This is a genomic window from Mycobacterium sp. 1274761.0, assembly GCF_001668615.1.
Lineage (GTDB): Bacteria > Actinomycetota > Actinomycetes > Mycobacteriales > Mycobacteriaceae > Mycobacterium.
Genome location: NZ_LZMC01000019.1, coordinates 137,119 through 153,107, shown reverse-complemented (window position 1 = coordinate 153,107; position 15,989 = coordinate 137,119). Strand labels below are relative to the sequence as shown.

15 protein-coding genes and 1 pseudogene are annotated in these 15,989 nt (G+C 67.1%); 10 read left to right on the top strand and 6 right to left on the bottom strand.

Annotation, left to right across the window (positions count from 1 at the left end):
- Positions 1-13: 13 nt before the first annotated feature.
- Both A5651_RS02910 and A5651_RS02905 read right to left on the bottom strand, forming a co-directional pair.
- Positions 14-1,117, bottom strand: coding sequence for a PDR/VanB family oxidoreductase (locus A5651_RS02910; protein ID WP_066975360.1), 1,104 nt, complete (start codon positions 1,115-1,117; stop codon positions 14-16).
- The gene (locus tag A5651_RS02905) at positions 1,117-2,016 is read right to left on the bottom strand and encodes a metal-dependent hydrolase (protein ID WP_066975358.1); all 900 of its coding nucleotides are present in this window, start codon (positions 2,014-2,016) and stop codon (positions 1,117-1,119) included. The genes A5651_RS02910 and A5651_RS02905 overlap by 1 nt, the downstream gene beginning before the upstream one ends.
- Before the next feature lie 92 nt (positions 2,017-2,108).
- Between A5651_RS02905 and A5651_RS02900 the strand changes: the two genes are divergently transcribed.
- Together A5651_RS02900 and A5651_RS02895 are read left to right on the top strand one after the other, a co-directional pair.
- Positions 2,109-2,954, top strand: a complete 846-nt coding sequence (locus A5651_RS02900) for a lysophospholipid acyltransferase family protein (RefSeq protein WP_066975356.1) — start codon at positions 2,109-2,111, stop codon at positions 2,952-2,954.
- The gene (locus A5651_RS02895) at positions 2,954-3,388 is read left to right on the top strand and encodes an SRPBCC family protein (RefSeq protein ID WP_066975354.1); all 435 of its coding nucleotides are present in this window, start codon (positions 2,954-2,956) and stop codon (positions 3,386-3,388) included. The genes A5651_RS02900 and A5651_RS02895 overlap by 1 nt, the downstream gene beginning before the upstream one ends.
- Here A5651_RS02895 and A5651_RS02890 read toward each other — a convergent pair.
- On the bottom strand, positions 3,385-3,792 hold the full coding sequence (locus A5651_RS02890; RefSeq protein WP_066975352.1) for a hypothetical protein: 408 nt from the start codon (positions 3,790-3,792) through the stop codon (positions 3,385-3,387). The genes A5651_RS02895 and A5651_RS02890 overlap by 4 nt on opposite strands.
- Before the next feature lie 79 nt (positions 3,793-3,871).
- Entirely contained in the window at positions 3,872-6,016 is a 2,145-nt protein-coding gene (gene malQ, locus A5651_RS02885; RefSeq protein WP_066975350.1) for a 4-alpha-glucanotransferase, read from the bottom strand.
- 71 nt (positions 6,017-6,087) lie between these two features.
- Between malQ and A5651_RS02880 the strand changes: the two genes are divergently transcribed.
- The gene (locus A5651_RS02880; RefSeq protein ID WP_066975348.1) at positions 6,088-7,287 is read left to right on the top strand and encodes an MFS transporter; all 1,200 of its coding nucleotides are present in this window, start codon (positions 6,088-6,090) and stop codon (positions 7,285-7,287) included.
- Here the strand turns inward: A5651_RS02880 and A5651_RS02875 are convergent.
- Both A5651_RS02875 and A5651_RS02870 read right to left on the bottom strand, forming a co-directional pair.
- On the bottom strand, positions 7,259-7,582 hold the full coding sequence (locus tag A5651_RS02875; protein WP_066975472.1) for a multidrug efflux SMR transporter: 324 nt from the start codon (positions 7,580-7,582) through the stop codon (positions 7,259-7,261). The genes A5651_RS02880 and A5651_RS02875 overlap by 29 nt on opposite strands.
- Complete coding sequence (locus tag A5651_RS02870; protein ID WP_066975346.1) at positions 7,582-7,920, bottom strand: multidrug efflux SMR transporter; 339 nt, start codon at positions 7,918-7,920, stop codon at positions 7,582-7,584. Before A5651_RS02870 ends, A5651_RS02875 begins: the two co-directional genes overlap by 1 nt.
- 70 nt (positions 7,921-7,990) lie before the next feature.
- Between A5651_RS02870 and A5651_RS02865 the strand changes: the two genes are divergently transcribed.
- The 7 genes and pseudogenes from A5651_RS02865 to A5651_RS26370 all read left to right on the top strand — a co-directional run.
- Positions 7,991-9,538: a carboxylesterase/lipase family protein gene (locus A5651_RS02865; protein WP_066975470.1), complete on the top strand. Its 1,548-nt coding sequence runs from the start codon at positions 7,991-7,993 to the stop codon at positions 9,536-9,538.
- A gap of 82 nt (positions 9,539-9,620) precedes the next feature.
- Positions 9,621-10,508, top strand: a complete 888-nt coding sequence (locus tag A5651_RS02860) for a sterol desaturase family protein (protein ID WP_066975344.1) — start codon at positions 9,621-9,623, stop codon at positions 10,506-10,508.
- 39 nt (positions 10,509-10,547) lie between these two features.
- Positions 10,548-11,954, top strand: coding sequence for an FAD-binding oxidoreductase (locus A5651_RS02855; RefSeq protein ID WP_066975343.1), 1,407 nt, complete (start codon positions 10,548-10,550; stop codon positions 11,952-11,954).
- A 96-nt stretch (positions 11,955-12,050) separates the two neighbouring features.
- Entirely contained in the window at positions 12,051-12,743 is a 693-nt protein-coding gene (locus tag A5651_RS02850) for a hypothetical protein (RefSeq protein ID WP_197496516.1), read from the top strand.
- A gap of 152 nt (positions 12,744-12,895) precedes the next feature.
- A complete protein-coding gene (locus A5651_RS02845; protein WP_066975341.1) occupies positions 12,896-13,366 on the top strand; it encodes a VOC family protein in 471 nt (156 codons plus the stop codon).
- Positions 13,363-14,856, top strand: coding sequence for an FAD-binding protein (locus tag A5651_RS02840; protein WP_066975338.1), 1,494 nt, complete (start codon positions 13,363-13,365; stop codon positions 14,854-14,856). The genes A5651_RS02845 and A5651_RS02840 overlap by 4 nt, the downstream gene beginning before the upstream one ends.
- 50 nt (positions 14,857-14,906) lie before the next feature.
- Positions 14,907-15,862 (top strand): annotated as a pseudogene (locus A5651_RS26370) (FAD-dependent monooxygenase); the annotation flags it as partial.
- Between the last annotated feature and the right edge of the window lie 127 nt (positions 15,863-15,989).

Sequence of the window (15,989 nt, the reverse complement as noted above, 5' to 3'; positions counted from 1 at the left end):
TAGTACAGACGGATCAGAGATCCAGGATGATCCTCTCGCCGTTCTGCGCCCTGGAGACGCACACCAGCATCAGGCCGTTCTCGCGTTCCGGCGTGGTCAGCAGCGTGTCGCGATGATCGACGGCACCGGCGAGGACGCGGGTGCGGCAGGTACCGCAGAAACCCTGTCGGCACGAATACGGCGTGGCGACACCTGACCGCTGCAGCGCCGCCAGCAGCGTCTCCGCGGCACCGACGACCACCTCTTTGCCGGTGGAGGCGACGGTCACCGTGAATTCCTCGCCGTCGACCACGGGCGGCTCGGCGAACCGTTCGAAGTGCAGCTCGACGTCGTCGCGTCCCGCCAGCTCCGCACGGATAGCCGTCAGCATGGGCGCGGGCCCGCAGGCGTACACCGTGGTGCCCTCGGGGCAATCGCCGAGCAACGCGGCGGCGGTCGGGATTCCGCTGACGTCGTCGGTGCGCACCTCGACGCGGTGGCCGAACCGGCTCAGCTCGTCGAGGAACGGCAGGGTGTCGCGGCTGCGGCCGGTGTACACCATCGACCAATCCACGCCGAGCCGCTCGGCATAGGCCAGCATGGGCAAGATCGGCGTGATGCCGATACCGCCGGCGATGAACCGGCAGCGCCGGGCGGGGGAGCCGTAGCCGGGGACGGTCAGCGGAAACGCGTTCCGGGGGCCGTGGGTGGTCACGCGGGCGCCGACAGGCAGCTCGTGCATCTCGATCGAACCGCCGCCCCCGTCGGCGATGCGGCGCACGGCGATGCGGTAGCTGTCCCTGTCGTCGGGGTCACCGGACAGCGAGTACTGTCGCACCTTGCCGCTGGGCAGGTGGATGTCCAAGTGGGAGCCGGGGTGCCAGCGCGGCAGCGGCTCGCCGTCGGTGGATGCCAGCCGCAGTGCCACCACGTCCTGATCGTGGGCCACCACACGGCGTTCGATCACGGTCAACCCGAGCAGCCCTTCTGTGGCGGGCGGGAGATTGAGCTTTCTGGTGGCGCCCGACAGCGCCCACAGCGCGCTCACCGCCGCATCCGCGATGTTGAGCACGACGTCGTGGCGCAAACGCCCTGAGACACTCGGCGGGGTCGACCGGTAGCGGTCGCGCAGTCTCATCAGGCGTGCGCGGCCCGTGCCGCGGGCGAGCTGGCCAAGTAGGCCACGGCCTGCGCCGTCGAGCCCATCTCGGCCGGGGTGAAATTGCGTCGGAAGTACATCGCCGTGTTGGACCCAAACAGCTTGCGGTACCTGGGAAGGAGGCCGAGTTTCGAGTCGGCCATCCGCAGCCGGTTGAACCGCCACCAGCCGATGTCGGTATTGGGATCGTTCTTCACCAGGAACCAGGCCGCCCGCTGGAAGAAGATGAAAATCGCCACCACCGCCATCGTCATCGCGCGGATCCGGTCGACGTAGCTGTCATGGAAATACACGGCCACGTCGTGGGCGACGCTGCGGTGCTCGACTTCCTCGCTGCCGTGCCACCTAAACAGGTCGACCATCGTCGGGTCGGCGCCGTGGTCGTCCCACGCGCAGTTGAGCGCGAAGTCGCCCAGCACCGCGGTGTAGTGCTCGATCGCGGCGATGAACCACAGCCGGTCGCAGAGGTGGTTGAGCCGGCGCCTTGGGTCAGGGGAGGTTGACGGTGCGAGCACTTTGGAGAACAGGAAGTCGACTTGGTCCAGCATCGGCTTGGGGTCGATGCCGTTGACGACGAGATAGTCGCGCAGCATCTGGTCGTGCACCTCGGCATGGGTCGCTTCCTGACCGATGAACCCTCGCATGTCGTCGGCGAGCTTCGGATCCTTCACCAGTGGCAGGGCCTCGTTTAAGGTCTCGACGAACCAGCGCTCGGCCGCGGGCAGGACCACGTTGAGCAGGCTGACAACATTCGAGGCGACGGGGTGGCCCGGGATCCAATGCAACGGGACACCGGCGGCGTCGAAGTGCACTTTGCGTGCCTGAATCTGGACCGGTCCCGGATCGACTTCCTGATCGAAACGTCGTGGACGCAACATTGCGTGTTCCTCTCGATCTCGTGGGGTGAGTCTACGACCAGTAGGTGGGAACACAGGTTTCAGATAGTTGGGCACTGTCAATATGAACCGACATGGCGGGGTTGAACGACGTCCTCGATTGGGCCAAACACCAGGTCGGTTCCCGGGTCCCGAAAGCCGATCTCGACCAGCGTGATCCGGACTACATCCGCGAGCAGCTGCCGGGCCTCTGGCTGTTGGCATCGCTATACTTCCGGGCCGACGTGCGCGGACTCGACCGGATTCCCGCCGACGGCCCGGTGCTGCTGGTCGGCAACCACAGCGGCGGCAATCTGCCGCCGGACACCTTCGTTTTCACGCTGGCGTTCTGCACGTACTTCGGCGTCGAGCGGCCGTTCTACCAATTGGCGCACAACCTCGTGGTATCGATGCCGGGGCTGGGATCGCTGCGTAAGTTCGGCACCGTCGCCGCCAACCACGAGAACGCCACGCTGGCGCTGAAGTCCGGCGGCGCGCTGCTGGTGTACCCCGGCGGCGATTATGAGGTGTTCCGGCCGTCGTGGAAGCGCCACGAGGTCGACTTCGGCGGCCGCAAGGGCTACGTGAAACTGGCCCGCGAGGCCGGCGTGCCGATTGTGCCGATCGCCAGCGTGGGCGGCCAGGAAGCGGCGCTGTTCCTCGACCGCGGCCAGTGGCTGGCCAAGCTTCTGATGGTCGACAAACTGGCCCGGTTGAAGAGTGTGCCGATTCTGCTTGCGCCGCCGTGGGGGCTGGCGGTCAGCGACTTCGTGCCGCGCCTGCCGCTGCCGACGAAGATCGCAATCGAGGTCCAGGAGCCGATCGACGCTGCCGACATCGCCTCCAGCGACGACGACGTCATTAATAAAAAGGTGCTGAGCAGCCTTCAGGGTGGGGTGGACCGCCTTGCGGCCGAACGACGGTTCCCGGTGATCGGCTAATGAGACTGCAACGGCGAGTGGTCATCGATGCCGACCGCGACACGATCTGGAAGCGGGTCAGCGACCCGTCGTCGTATCCCGACTTCATGACCAACCTCGAGCGCTGGGATGCCATCACCGACGGCCCGCCCGGAGAGGGGTCACGCTACCGGGGGCATTGGAAGATTGGTTCGGTGCCGGTCGGCGGCGTGATCGAGGTGGTGGAGTTCGACGAGGGCCGCGACCTGGCCTGGACCAGTATCACCGGAGTCACCCAACGCGGCCGGTTCCGACTGCGCGACTGCCCCGACGGCAAGGTCAAGGTGTCGTTCCGGATGTCCTACGAGGCGCCCGGCGGCCTGCTCGGCCTGATCGCTGACCGGGTGGCGGCGCGCCAGGTCGGCCGGACCATGAAGGAGACGCTGGAGAACCTGCGCCGGTTGGCCGAGTCCTAACCGGCAGGTGCCGGAGCGGGCGCGATCGGGATCTGCGGCGGCCGCAACGTTCCGTCGTTGGGCCTGCCCGGCACCGGGGCCGCGCCCGTACCGAGGCTTCCTTGTTCGGCCATCTGCTGGGCCGCTTCCTCGGTGCAGTCGAGGTTCAGCAGCATCCTGTTGTTGCCGGCGAGCTTCTGGCTGGACACCATGCACTGCGCCTGCGGCAGAGCACTGCCCACCGAACCGCCGAAGCCAGTGCCGAAGCCCATGCCCTTGAGGATCCTGACGGCCTTGTAGTAGGGCTCGCCGATGACATTGGCCTGGTTGGGGTTCATCGGGTCGGCACCGGTGCTGCCCGCGCTGAGCAAGCCGACCGTGCCCGCGGCGACCGCGCCTGCAGTGAGGACGACGAGCTTTTTCACGTGACTCTCCTGGTGTCGGTGCGCCTGCGAACATATCGCAGCGGTGACGAATGTGAAACCGGTGACGAAAGGCCGGGCGTTACACCGCGGGGTTAACCGCCTCCCGCAGCGCTTCGCAGAGCGCCGCCGCGCGGGGGTCGACGAACACGTCCTCGAGCAGCAGGCGACGCCCCTTTGGGCCGCTCAGCGGGACGCGCCAGTTCGGATATTCGTCGGTGGTGCCCGGCTGGTTCTGGGTTCTGCGATCACCCACGGCGTCGGCCAACGACAGCCCGAGCAGCCGTGACGGCGTGCGGCCCAGGTACCGGTAGAGCGCCAGCACGATGTCGTCGACGTCGGGGTCGTCGCCCAGGAGATCGGCCCGTCGCAATTCCTCGAGCCAGGCCGCCTGCTGGGCTCGGTCGTCGGCCAATTCCTCATCGGCAGGACGGGTGAGCAATCCCAGCTCCTGACGCAGCCGCACGTGTTTACCCGCGAGATACCCCGCCGTCGGCGGCAGATCGTGGGTGGTGACCGAGGAAAGGCAGAGCTCGCGCCAGCGCTGCGCCGGCAGCGGTCCGCCGGTGGCGTCGGGGCCGTCGCGGTCGGCCTCGAACCAGAGGATCGATGTGCCGAGCAGCCGCCGATCCGACAGATAGTCCCGCACCCACGGTTCGACCGTGCCGAGGTCCTCACCGACGACGACGGCCTCGGCACGGTGGGCCTCCAGCGCCAGGATGCCGATCATCGCCTCGTGGTCGTAGCGTACGTAGGTGCCGTCGGTCGGCGGTGATCCCTTGGGGATCCACCACAACCGGAACAGCCCGATGATGTGGTCGATGCGGACACCGCCTGCGTGCCGCAGCACCGCGTTGACCATGGCCCGAAAGGGCTCGTAACCCTGCTCGACGAGCTGATCGGGCCGCCACGGCGGCTGGGACCAGTCCTGGCCGAGCTGGTTGAACTCATCCGGCGGTGCACCGGCGGTCACCCCCAGGGCGAGCACATCCTGAAGAGCCCACGCGTCGGCGCCGTTGGGATCGACGCCGACCGCGAGGTCGTGCATGACGCCGAGTTCCATGCCGGCCCGCTCGGCGGTGGACTGCGCGGTGGCCAGCTGTTCGTCGAGCTGCCACTGCAACCAGCAGTGGAAGTCCACGGCGTCGGCGTGCTTGGCGGCGAACTCGGCGACCGCCGGGCTGGCCGGGTGGGTGAGCGGTTGGGGCCAGTCGTGCCAGTCGGGGCCATGGACCTCGGCGAGCGCACACCAGATCGCGAAGTCTCGCAGGCTGTGGCCCTCGCGTTCGCGAAACACGTTGTAGGCCAATTGCCTACCGGCAGAGCGTTTGACGCGGTACACGGTCTCCAGCGCGGCGCGCTTGGCCTTCCACGCGGCGTCGCGGTCGATGAGCTCGGCGCGTCGGGTCTTGGTCTGCAACTCCGTGCGCGCCTTGCGGATGCGGCCGCGTTGGCGGACGTCGGCGTACTCGACGACCGCTTCTGGACGCAGATACAGCGGGTTGACGTAGCGCCGCGATGTGGGCAGGTACGGCGAGGGCTCCATCGGGGCGACCGGGGCGGCGGCGTGTAAGGGATTCACCAGAATGTATCCCGCGCCGTGCAACGCCGCCGACCACACGGCAAGATCGGATAGGTCCGTCAAATCGCCGATGCCCCAGGACTTTTCGGAGATCACGCTGTAGAGCTGGGTGGCCAGACCCCAGGCTCGCTTGGCGCCCAGCCGAGGAGGCAGCTCGAGCTTGGCGGGCGCGACGATCAGCGGTGTGCTGGCCTCGGTGGAGCCCTCTTGGAGATGCAGCCGGTGGTAACCGAGAGGGAGGTCGCGGGGTAGCTCGAAGGTGGCCTCGCCGGCCAGCCGGCCACCGAGATCGTATGGGGGAGTATTGTTTTCGAGTTGACGTAGGCCGGTGCGGACGCTGCCGTCCTCGAGCCGGATCCACAAGCCGACCGGGTTGCCATGGGTGACGTGAACCCAGAATGACGATTCCCGGCCTGCGCGCGTGACGATCGCCGGGGGCAGCGGTCGACTCCAGTAGTCACGATCGTGGGCGGCCAGCGCCGCCGCCCGTTCGTTCTCGGTGGCGGCCGACACGCCGAGCGCGGCAAGCACCGCGATCAGCGTGGACTCCGCCACATCGACGTCGCGCCCTGTCCAGTCCTGGTACTGCGTGGCCACGCCGTAGCGGCGGGCAAGGTCGCCGAGCGACGACGGGGTCTCGACCATGCGGGTTATCTTGCCCGGTAATCGGCTGCGCTAATCGGGTAGTGAGCGAGTCGTCGGTAACGTCGGCATCAATGCCACCCCAACCGTTCGCCGACGGCATCGCGCTGCGCAACCGTCGAGCCAGGGCCGCCGTCGCGGCGTTGTTCCTGACCAACGGGGCGTTGTTCGCCAACCTGCTTCCGCGTTATCCCGAGATCAAGGCGGACCTCGCGCTGTCCAACGCACAGTACGGCTTCGCGATCGCCGCGTTCTCCGGCGGCGCGCTGTGCGCCGGGTTGACCGCGGCGGCCCTCATTCGCCGTTACCGCTCCGCCCGGGTGGCGGTGGTGGGCAGCGTCGGCCTGGCGATATTCATGCTCGTGGCCGCGTTCGCTCCGTCGGCCGTCACGCTCGCCGCGGCGCTGCTCCTCGCCGGGGGCTGCGACGCGGTGACAGATGTCGCGCAGAACGCGCAGGGGCTGCGTCTGCAGCGAACCTACGGCCGGTCGATCATCAACTCGTTCCATGCAGTGTGGTCGGCCGGCGCGGTGCTGGGCGGTGCGATGGGTGCGGTCGCGATCGCGCTGCAGATACCGCGCACCACGCACCTGGCGGTGTCCGCGGTGCTGTTCGTGCTGGTTGTGCTGACCGCCTATCCGTTTCTGCTCCACGGGCCCGACGAGGATGGGCACCGCTCGGCGCGTGCGGCGTCGTCCCGGCGGCCCGGTGTCGTCGTCTACGCGACGTTGGTTGCGTTGGTGTTCCTCGCGATCGCAGGCGCTCTGGTTGAAGACACCGGAAGTTCTTGGGCCACAGTCTATTTGCGTGACAGCCTGGGTGCGCCGGGTGCGATAGCGGTGCTCGGTTACATCGCGATGGTGGGGTGTCAGTTCATCGGCCGCATCATCGGTGACCGGCTCGTCGACCGGTTCGGCGAACGGGCCGTCGCGCGGGCGGGGGGCTTCGTCACCGTCGCGGGCATGGGTGCGGCGCTGGCATTTCCGACCGTGCCGGCCACCGTGGCGGGGTTCGCCGCGGCCGGTTTCGGCGTGGCGACGCTGGTGCCTGCCGCCATGCACGGTGCCGATCAGCTGCCCGGCCTGCGGGCGGGCACCGGCCTGACGGCCGTGACGTGGCTGATGCGGATCGGCTTCGTGGCGTCGCCGCCGGTCATCGGTCTGATCGCCGACGCGACGAGCCTGCGGGTCGGCCTGTCGATCGTGCCGGTCGCCGGCCTGGCGGTGATGCTGCTGGCTGGCGCACTCAGCCCGCGGCGCCGGCCATCTCGATAGTCAGCACGCCGGCCACGATCAGCGCGATGCCGACGGCCATCAGCCACGTCAGCGGTTCGCGAAAGAGGACACGGGCGGCCACCGCCACCAGCGCCACGCCGCAGGCGGTCCATACGCCGTATGCGATGCCGACGTGCATGCCGAGCCGCAGCGTCAGCCACAGCAGATAGAACGACGCCGGGTACCCGAGCGTCACGGGGATGATCCAGAGTTTCTTTTTGAACCCTTCCGATGCCCGCAGCGCGAGGGTGGCGAGCACCTCCGAGGCGATGGCGCCGATCAGCGCCGCCCACATCACGGCGCGGCCTCGTCGTGGTGCCGTGCACCCAGCTCGACGAGCAGGACGCCCGCGATGATCAGCCCGATGCCGACGGCGATGGGCCAGGTGAGCGGGTCCCCGAAGATCGCGGCGGCCAGAACCGCGGTTGCCGCCGTGCCCAGCGCGCCCCAGATGCCGTAGGCCACGCCGATGGACAACCCCGCCCGAAGCACCAGCGTCAACAGCGCAAAGGCGCCAACGTAACCGGACACGACGACGACCAGCCACCCCGAATGATCCTGGGAGGCGCGCAACGACAGGGTGGCAGCCACCTCGACCGCGATCGCCGCGCCGAGCAGCACCCACTTCCGCACGGCTAACAAGCTAATCGACGGCGTTGCGCTGCGCGGCCGCAGCCGCTACCCGCCGGTAATCTGGAAGGTGATGACGGATAGCTTCGCCCTGGTAGAAACCGTCGACGGCCCGGTTCGCGGCGTCGACGACGGCCGGGTCACCGCGTGGAAAGGTGTGCGCTACGCGGCGCCGCCGATCGGCGACCTGAGGTGGCGCGCCCCGCAGCCCGTCACACCCTGGAAGACCGTCGCCGACGCCACCCGCTACGGGTTCGTCTGCCCGCAGCCCGTCGACCCCCGGATTCCGATCGAGCTTGGTGCGCCGCAGGGCGAAGACTGTCTGACCCTCAACGTGTGGGCATCGTCGGACACGGCCGCGGGTGACCGCAAGCCGGTCATGGTCTGGATACACGGCGGGGCATACATCATCGGCTCGGCCAGCCAACCGCTCTACGACGGCCGGGTGTTGGCCGGCGGCGGCGGTGTGGTGGTCGTCACCGTGAACTACCGGCTCGGTGCACTGGGCTTCCTCGACCTCTCCGAGTTCGACAGCGCGCGGCGCCATTTCGACTCGAACCTCGGCCTGCGTGACGTGCTCGCGGCGCTTCAGTGGGTGCGCGACAACGTCGCCGCGTTCGGCGGCGACCCGGACCGCGTCACCCTGTTCGGCGAGTCGGCGGGCGCAGGCATCATCACCACGCTGCTGACCATGCCGGCCGCTGAGGGGCTCTTCGCGGGCGCAATCGCCCAGAGTTCGCCGGCCACCTCGGTGTACGACATCAGCCGGGCCCGTAGGGTCGCACGGCAGGTGCTGGACCGGTTGGGGCTCACTCCCTCCGACATTCACCGGCTGCCGGATGTTCCCGTCGAGGCGATCGTCGCGGCGTCCACCGACGTGTTCTACGAGACGCCCGTGAGCAGCCCGGGCACGCTGGCGTTCGCACCCAACGTCGACGGCCAACTGGTGCCGGACTACCCGGTCAAGGTCGCCAGGGACGGCCGCGCCCATCCCGTGCCGCTGGTCATCGGCACCAACAAGCACGAGGCGGCGCTGTTCAAATGGATGAAGTCCCCGCTGATGCCGATTACCCCCGAGGCGATCAACGCGATGTTCACCCAGATCGCCGCGGAGCAGCCGCACGTGCAGCTGCCGACCCGCGATTTCGCGGGCACCGCGTACGCCCGGCTGCGGGGGAAAGCACGCGGCATGAGTGTCGCCCGAGACATCGGTTTCAGAATGCCTTCGGTATGGCTGGCCGAAGGGCACAGCGCCGTGGCGCCGGTCTACCTGTATCGCTTCGATTTCGCGACGCCCATGCTGCGCCTGCTGCGCATCGCCGCCGCCCACGCCACCGAGCTGCCGTTCGTCTGGGGGAACCTGGTGACCAGTTCCAAAGACCCGACCTTCAAGCTGGGCGGCTTGAAGACCGGCAGGGTGGTATCGGCGCGGGTGCGGGCCCGCTGGACGAACTTCGCGATCCAGGCCAAGCCGACGGGTCTGCCCGGGGAACCGGAATGGCTGCCCTATCAGGAGCCAGACCGGTCGAGCCTGCTCATCGACCGGCAGGACACCGTCGTCAATGACATCGACGCCGACATCCGGGCCACCTGGGGCACCGAAGTCCTCAATTTTCGGTAGCGGACACTCTGCTGGCTAAACTCGTCCAGGAGGTGCCGCTGTGGACTGGGCTAAGGCATGGGAGCACGTCCTCCCGCCGCTGATGCATGACCCGGTGACGTTCGCCGTCCCGTTCTTCTTGATCCTGCTCGTCATCGAGTGGGTGGCCGCGCGCAAGCTCGCGCACATCGAGGAGGACCGGCCACCGTCCGGGGCCTATCTGCGGCCGGACGCCTGGGCCAGCATCTGGATGGGCACGGTGTCGATCGGCACCAGTGCGCTGATGAACGGCATTGCGCTGTTTCTCTACGCCGCCCTCTATGTGTATGTCGCGCCGTGGCAGCTGCCGTCGAACGCCTGGTACACCTGGGTGATCGCGATCGTCGGCGTTGACTTCCTCTACTACTGGTATCACCGCATGGCGCATCGCGTGCGGCTGTTCTGGGCGACGCACCAGGCGCACCACTCCAGCCAGTATTTCAACCTTGCCACCGCCCTGCGCCAGAAGTGGAACATCAGCGGTGACGTGTTCCTGCGCGCGTTGCTGCCGCTGCTGGGTGTACCGCCGTGGATGGTGTTCGCCAGCTTCTCGATCAACCTGATCTACCAGTACTGGATCCACACCGAGCGCATCGGGAAGCTCTGGCGGCCAGTCGAATTCGTCTTCAATACCCCGTCGCATCATCGCGTGCACCACGGGATGGACGCGATCTACCTCGACAAGAACTACGGCGGCATCCTGATCATCTTCGACCGGCTGTTCGGCAGTTTCTGCGACGAGCAGTTCCGGCCGCACTACGGGCTGACCAAACAGGTGAACACCTTCAACATCTGGAAGCTGCAGACCCACGAATACGTGGCGATCGCCCGTGACGTCCGCGCGGCGGCCCGGTGGCGTGACCGGCTCGGCTACATCTTCGGTCCGCCAGGCTGGATGCCGCGTCAATCGGTGCAACCCGACATCCCGGCGCCGATCACCGCTGCCCCGTAACGCCTAGGGGCGACGGCGGCCCGGCCGTAGGGTTCAACCGTGCAGACGGTGTTCGATTCGCCGGTCGACCCCGAGCTCGTCGAACGGTCGCTGGAGGCAACCGCCTTCGGCTCGATGTGGCTGAACATCCCACGGCCCCGCTACCACACGCTCTCCGGTTCGATCACCGCCGACCTGCTGGTGGTCGGCGCCGGCTATACCGGTCTGTGGACGGCTCTGCATGCGGCACAACGTGATCCGGGCGCCAGAATCGTTCTGGTCGACGCCCATCGCGTCGGTTGGGCCGCGTCAGGCCGTAACGGCGGCTTCGTCGATGCCAGCCTCACCCACGGCGCCGCGAACGGCAAGGCGCGCTGGCCCAACGAGATCGACACGCTCGAGGCGATGGGGCGAGAGAACCTCGAGGGTATGCAGGCCGAGATCACGCGCCTGGGCCTGGACGTCGAGTGGCAGCGCACGGGGATGCTGACGGTGGCGACCGAAGCGCATCAGGTCGCCTGGCTGCGCGACGCCGCCGACGCCGGCGAAGGAGAATTTCTTCCGCAGGAAGCGGTCCGTGCCGATGTGGCCTCGCCGACTTATCTCGCCGGCCTGCTCAATCCGGAAACAACAGCGATCGTGCATCCCGCCAAGCTCGCGGTCGAACTGGCGCGCGCCTGCGAGGAGACGGGTGTCGACATTTTCGAGCGAACCAACGTCACCTCGATGAGCCGGTACGGCGGGAGCATTCGGTTTTCGACGGGTGATGCTTCGATCATCGCCGGCCGGGCCGTCCTGGCCACCAACGCCTTTCCGAGCCTGGTGGCCCGCAACCGGCTGCACACCGTGCCGGTATACGACTACGTGCTGGCCACCGAGCCGCTCACCGACGCCCAGCTCGACCGCATAGGATGGGCCAACCGGCAGGGAATCAGCGACTGCGCCAACCAGTTTCACTACTACCGGCTCAGCGCGGACAACCGCATCGTGTGGGGCGGCTATGACGCCGTCTACCACTTCGGCCGCCAGGTCGACCCCGCCTATGAGGACCGGCCGGCGAGCTTTCGGAGATTGGCTCGACACTTCTTCATCACGTTCCCGCAACTCGACGACGTCACGTTCAGCCACCGCTGGGCCGGTGCGATCGACACCAATACCCGGTTCTGTGCCCACTGGGGTCTGGCGCACGGCGGCCGGGTGGCATACGTCAACGGATTCACCGGTCTTGGTGTGGGCGCGGCGCGGTTCGGCGCCGACGTCTGCCTCGACCTTCTCGATGGAAATGCGACCAAGCGCACCGCCGTGGAGATGGTCCGCACCAAGCCGCTGCCGTTCCCGCCGGAGCCGTTGGCGAGCATCGGAATACAGGCCACCAGATGGTCGCTCGACCGCGCCGACCATTCCGCGGGACGACGCAATTTCCTGTTGCGCACGCTCGATGCGCTGGGCCTGGGCTTCGATTCCTGATCGACATGGGGCCTTCCGGACCGAAATGTCCGGTCTGCCTTGCTGTGTGCACCCGCGACGGTAGGGTAGAAGCCCATTGACCCCTAGGAATCGGAGATGACCGTGCGCCGACAATGGTTGCGCTCGCTCGCCGCGGCAGCGGCCACCTCGATCCTTGCGCTGAGTCTCACCGCGGTGTCGGCACAGGCCACACCCGGCGTCTTGGTCTTCCCCGGGATGGAAATCCACCAGGGCACCAACGTGTGCACGCTCGGGTTCGTCGACCCCACTGCGCGCATCGCGTACACCGCCGGCCATTGCCGCGGGGAAGGCGTGGTGGTCGACAAGGTCGGTAATCCGATTGGGGCGCTGGCGATGTTCCGCGACAACACCCCCGACGGGGCCACGGTCGCCACCGACCACATGATCTCCGACTGGGAGAGCATCAACTTGGCGCCGGACGTCGCGCTGAACGATGTACTGCCCGGAGGACGCGTGTTGATTTACGACCCGGCCATCGTGCCGACGAACGGGCTTGCCGTCTGCCATTTCGGCGTGGTCACCGGTGAGAGCTGCGGCATCATCGAAGCGGTCAACAACGGCTGGTTCACTATGGCCAACGGCGTGGTGAGCCAGAAGGGCGACTCCGGAGGGCCGGTCTACGTCGTGACCTCCGACGGGCGCGCGGCGATCGTCGGGATGTTCAACAGCACCTGGGGCAACTATCCGGCCGCGGTGTCGTGGCAGACCGCCAGCCAGCAAGCGCGCGAGGACATCGTGCAATCCGCGTCGGCGAGCCTGCCTCGCTGAAGTCTCGGGGCTCGGCGCGTCGAGTTCTGCGGCAGGGTCGCGCTTCGGCGAATCCAGCGACCTTCGCGCAGAACTCGGCGATGTGTTCCCGGAGAGGCGATAACTAGAACACGTTCTAGCCAGCGGGACGGCCCGGAGATATCCTCGATGCGATGCCTGACCAGACACCTGTCCAGATAGCGTGGGTGACGAAGGACCTCGAGGCCACCGAGAAGGCCCTGACCTCGTTATTGGGCGCCAAGAAGTGGGTTCGGGTGCCCGATGTCCACTTCGGTCCCGACACCTGTACCTATCGGGGTGCGCCTGCCGACTTCACCGCGCATATCTCGTTCAGCTACGCCGGCGACACCCAGCTCGAACTGATCGCGCCGGTGACGGGCGACAGCGTCTACACCGAATTCCTCGATCGGGGCGGCCCGGGCCTGCACCACATCTGCGTCGAAGTCGACGACGTCGAAGCCGCCGTCGGCTCGGCAGAAGTCGTGCAGCGCGGAACCATGCCCGGCGGAATGGAATTCGCCTACGTCAGTGCAGAGTCTGCCGGCGTGCCCTACATCGAGATCGCGCGTATACCGCCGGACATCAAGGCCTTCTTCAACCTCATCAAACAGGAGCAGCAATGACGTCCTCGCAGATCCCCGAAACCGTCGACGCGGCCGAGGTGACGAACTGGTCGGACGAGGTCGACGTCGTCGTCATCGGCTTCGGCATCGCCGGCGGCTGCGCGGCGGTCAGCGCGGCCGCGGCGGGCGCGTCGGTGCTCGTGCTGGAAAAGGCCGCGGCCGCCGGCGGTACCACGTCGATGGCGGGCGGCCACTTCTACCTAGGCGGCGGCACCGCGGTGCAGAAGGCGACCGGCTATGACGATTCGCCCGAGGAGATGTACTCCTACCTCGTCGCGGTGTCACCCGAGCCCGACCACGAGAAGATCCGCGCGTACTGCGAGGGCAGCGTCGAACACTTCAACTGGCTGGAGGATCTGGGCTTTCAGTTCGAGCGCAGCTTCTACCCGGGCAAGATCGTCGTCCCGCCGGGCACAGAAGGGTTGTCCTACACCGGCAACGAGAAGGTCTATCCGTTCATCGAGAAGGCCAAGCCGGCGCCGCGCGGCCACTCCGTGCCGGTGCCCGGCGAGCTGGGTGGGGCCGCGATGGTGATCGATCTGCTCGTCAAGCGTGCCGAGGAGCTCGGTGTGCAGACCCGCTACGAGACCGGGGCGACGAACCTCGTCGTCGAGCACGGCCCCGACGGTGGCCGCATTGTCGGGGTGCGCTGGAAACACTTCGGCGAGACCGGTGAGGTCAAAGCCAAGGCCGTCATCATCGCCGCCGGCGGGTTCGCGATGAACCCCGAGATGGTCGCCGAGCACACTCCGGCGTTGGGACACAAGCGACGCACGAAGCACCACGGTGTCGTGGAGCCCTACATTCTGGGCAATCCGAACGACGACGGCCTCGGCATCCGGCTGGGGATTTCCGCCGGGGGCGTGGCGAAAAACCTTGACGGGCTGTTTATTACGGCTGCCGCGTATCCGCCGGAGATCCTGCTCACCGGGGTCATCGTCAACAAGGACGGTCAGCGGTTCGTCGCCGAGGACTCCTACCACTCCCGCACGTCTGCCTTCGTGCTCGAGCAGCCCGATCAAATCGCGTATCTGATCGTCGACGAAGAACACATGCAGATGCCCGAGATGCCGCTGATCAAGTTCATCGACGGCTGGGAGACCGTCGAGGAGATGGAGAAGGCGCTGGGCATTCCCAACGGCAACCTGGTCAAGACCCTCGATCGGTACAACGAGTACGCGACGCGCGGGGAAGATCCCGACTTCCACAAGCAGCCGGAATACGTTGCGGCGCAGACCAAGGGCCCGTGGGCGGCGTTCGATCTGTCCCTGGGACGGGCGATGTACTCGGGCTTCACCATGGGCGGGCTGGCGGTGACCCTCGACGGGCAGGTGATCCGCGAAGACGGCAGCGTCATCGGTGGCCTATACGCCGCTGGCGCCTGCGCCTCCAACATCGCGCAGGACGGCAAGGGTTACGCCAGCGGCACCCAGCTGGGTGAGGGTTCGTTCTTCGGCCGTCGCGCCGGAACCCATGCGGCCCGAACCTGAAGTCGCGCGAAAACCCTGCAGTTAGTCTACTAACATGTTAGTTTAATAACATGTTAGTGCGACGCGCGCCGGTCGTCGTCGTCGGGGCGGGTCCCAGCGGGTTAGTGGCTTCAACGGCGCTCCGCGCGGCCGGTGTCGACGTTCGAACGCTCGATGCCGCATCGAAACCGGCGACCACATCACGAGCATTGGGTTTGCAGCCACGCGGCATCGAAGTCCTGGACAGAATCGGCGCCTTTGAACCCCTGCGAGAGAGCTCTGTGCCGTTGTCGCGCTCGATATTTCGAATCAACGGTAAGCGCGTCGGGGAATTGTCATGGGTCAACACCAGCCGGTCGGGACCCACCAATCCGTTGATCATCTCGCAGGCCGACATCGAAGCATCGCTGCGCAACCGTCTCGCCGCCGCTGGTGGGGCCGTCGAGTGGGACCAGCGGGTGGTGAGCGTCGAAGATTGCGGCGCGCATGCCTGCGTGCAACTCGCCGATGGAACGGTCATCGCGGCCGACTGGGTGATAGCGCCGATGGCGCGCATAGCGTGGTGCGCAAAGCCGCGGGTATCAGTTTCCCTGGTGTGCCGCGGGCGGAACGAATGTTCATCGCCGATGTGTGTGCGCACTTCGAGAGCCCGCGAGAGGCTGTGGTGTTCTTCGCCGGTCCGACGGGTCTGCTGGGCGCCTTTCCTCTGCCGGGTGAGAACGTATGGCGGCTGATGGCTCCGGCGACCGATGCAAATCGCGCCGATCCGGCGCCCGAGGAGATCGTCGACGAGCTCGCGGCCGCTTTGGTGCAGCACACTGGCGCTGCTGTGAAATCGGTGGTATGGGCATCATCGTTTCGCATACACCCCCGACTGGCCGACGCCTACCGGCGAGGCAGGCTGCTGCTAGTCGGAGACGCCGCCCACGTCCACAGTCCGGTAGGTGCTCAGGGGTTGAACACTGGAATCGGTGACGCCGAGAACCTCGCCTGGAAGCTCGCCCTCGTGGTGAGTGGCCGTGCACACGAGGCACTGCTCGATACCTACGAGGCCGAGCGGCGGCCGATCGCCGCCGACGTGCTGTCTGGCACTTCCGACGTCACCGAGATCCTGGCCGGCAGCGAGCTCGTGTCACGGCTGATCCGTGATCACA

Bases quoted from the DNA above. Each gene is read 5' to 3' on its own strand.
- A5651_RS02910 (WP_066975360.1), bottom strand. From the start codon at position 1,117: ATGAGACTGCGCGACCGCTACCGGTCGACCCCGCCGAGTGTCTCAGGG.
- A5651_RS02905 (WP_066975358.1), bottom strand. From the start codon at position 2,016: ATGTTGCGTCCACGACGTTTCGATCAGGAAGTCGATCCGGGACCGGTC.
- A5651_RS02860 (WP_066975344.1), top strand. From the start codon at position 9,621: ATGCATGACCCGGTGACGTTCGCCGTCCCGTTCTTCTTGATCCTGCTC.
- malQ (WP_066975350.1), bottom strand. From the start codon at position 6,016: ATGGTCGAGACCCCGTCGTCGCTCGGCGACCTTGCCCGCCGCTACGGC.
- A5651_RS02895 (WP_066975354.1), top strand. From the start codon at position 2,954: ATGAGACTGCAACGGCGAGTGGTCATCGATGCCGACCGCGACACGATC.
- A5651_RS02845 (WP_066975341.1), top strand. From the start codon at position 12,896: ATGCCTGACCAGACACCTGTCCAGATAGCGTGGGTGACGAAGGACCTC.
- A5651_RS02840 (WP_066975338.1), top strand. From the start codon at position 13,363: ATGACGTCCTCGCAGATCCCCGAAACCGTCGACGCGGCCGAGGTGACG.
- A5651_RS02880 (WP_066975348.1), top strand. From the start codon at position 6,088: ATGCCACCCCAACCGTTCGCCGACGGCATCGCGCTGCGCAACCGTCGA.
- A5651_RS02865 (WP_066975470.1), top strand. From the start codon at position 7,991: ATGACGGATAGCTTCGCCCTGGTAGAAACCGTCGACGGCCCGGTTCGC.
- A5651_RS02875 (WP_066975472.1), bottom strand. From the start codon at position 7,582: ATGTGGGCGGCGCTGATCGGCGCCATCGCCTCGGAGGTGCTCGCCACC.
- A5651_RS02850 (WP_197496516.1), top strand. From the start codon at position 12,051: ATGACCGTGCGCCGACAATGGTTGCGCTCGCTCGCCGCGGCAGCGGCC.
- A5651_RS02900 (WP_066975356.1), top strand. From the start codon at position 2,109: ATGGCGGGGTTGAACGACGTCCTCGATTGGGCCAAACACCAGGTCGGT.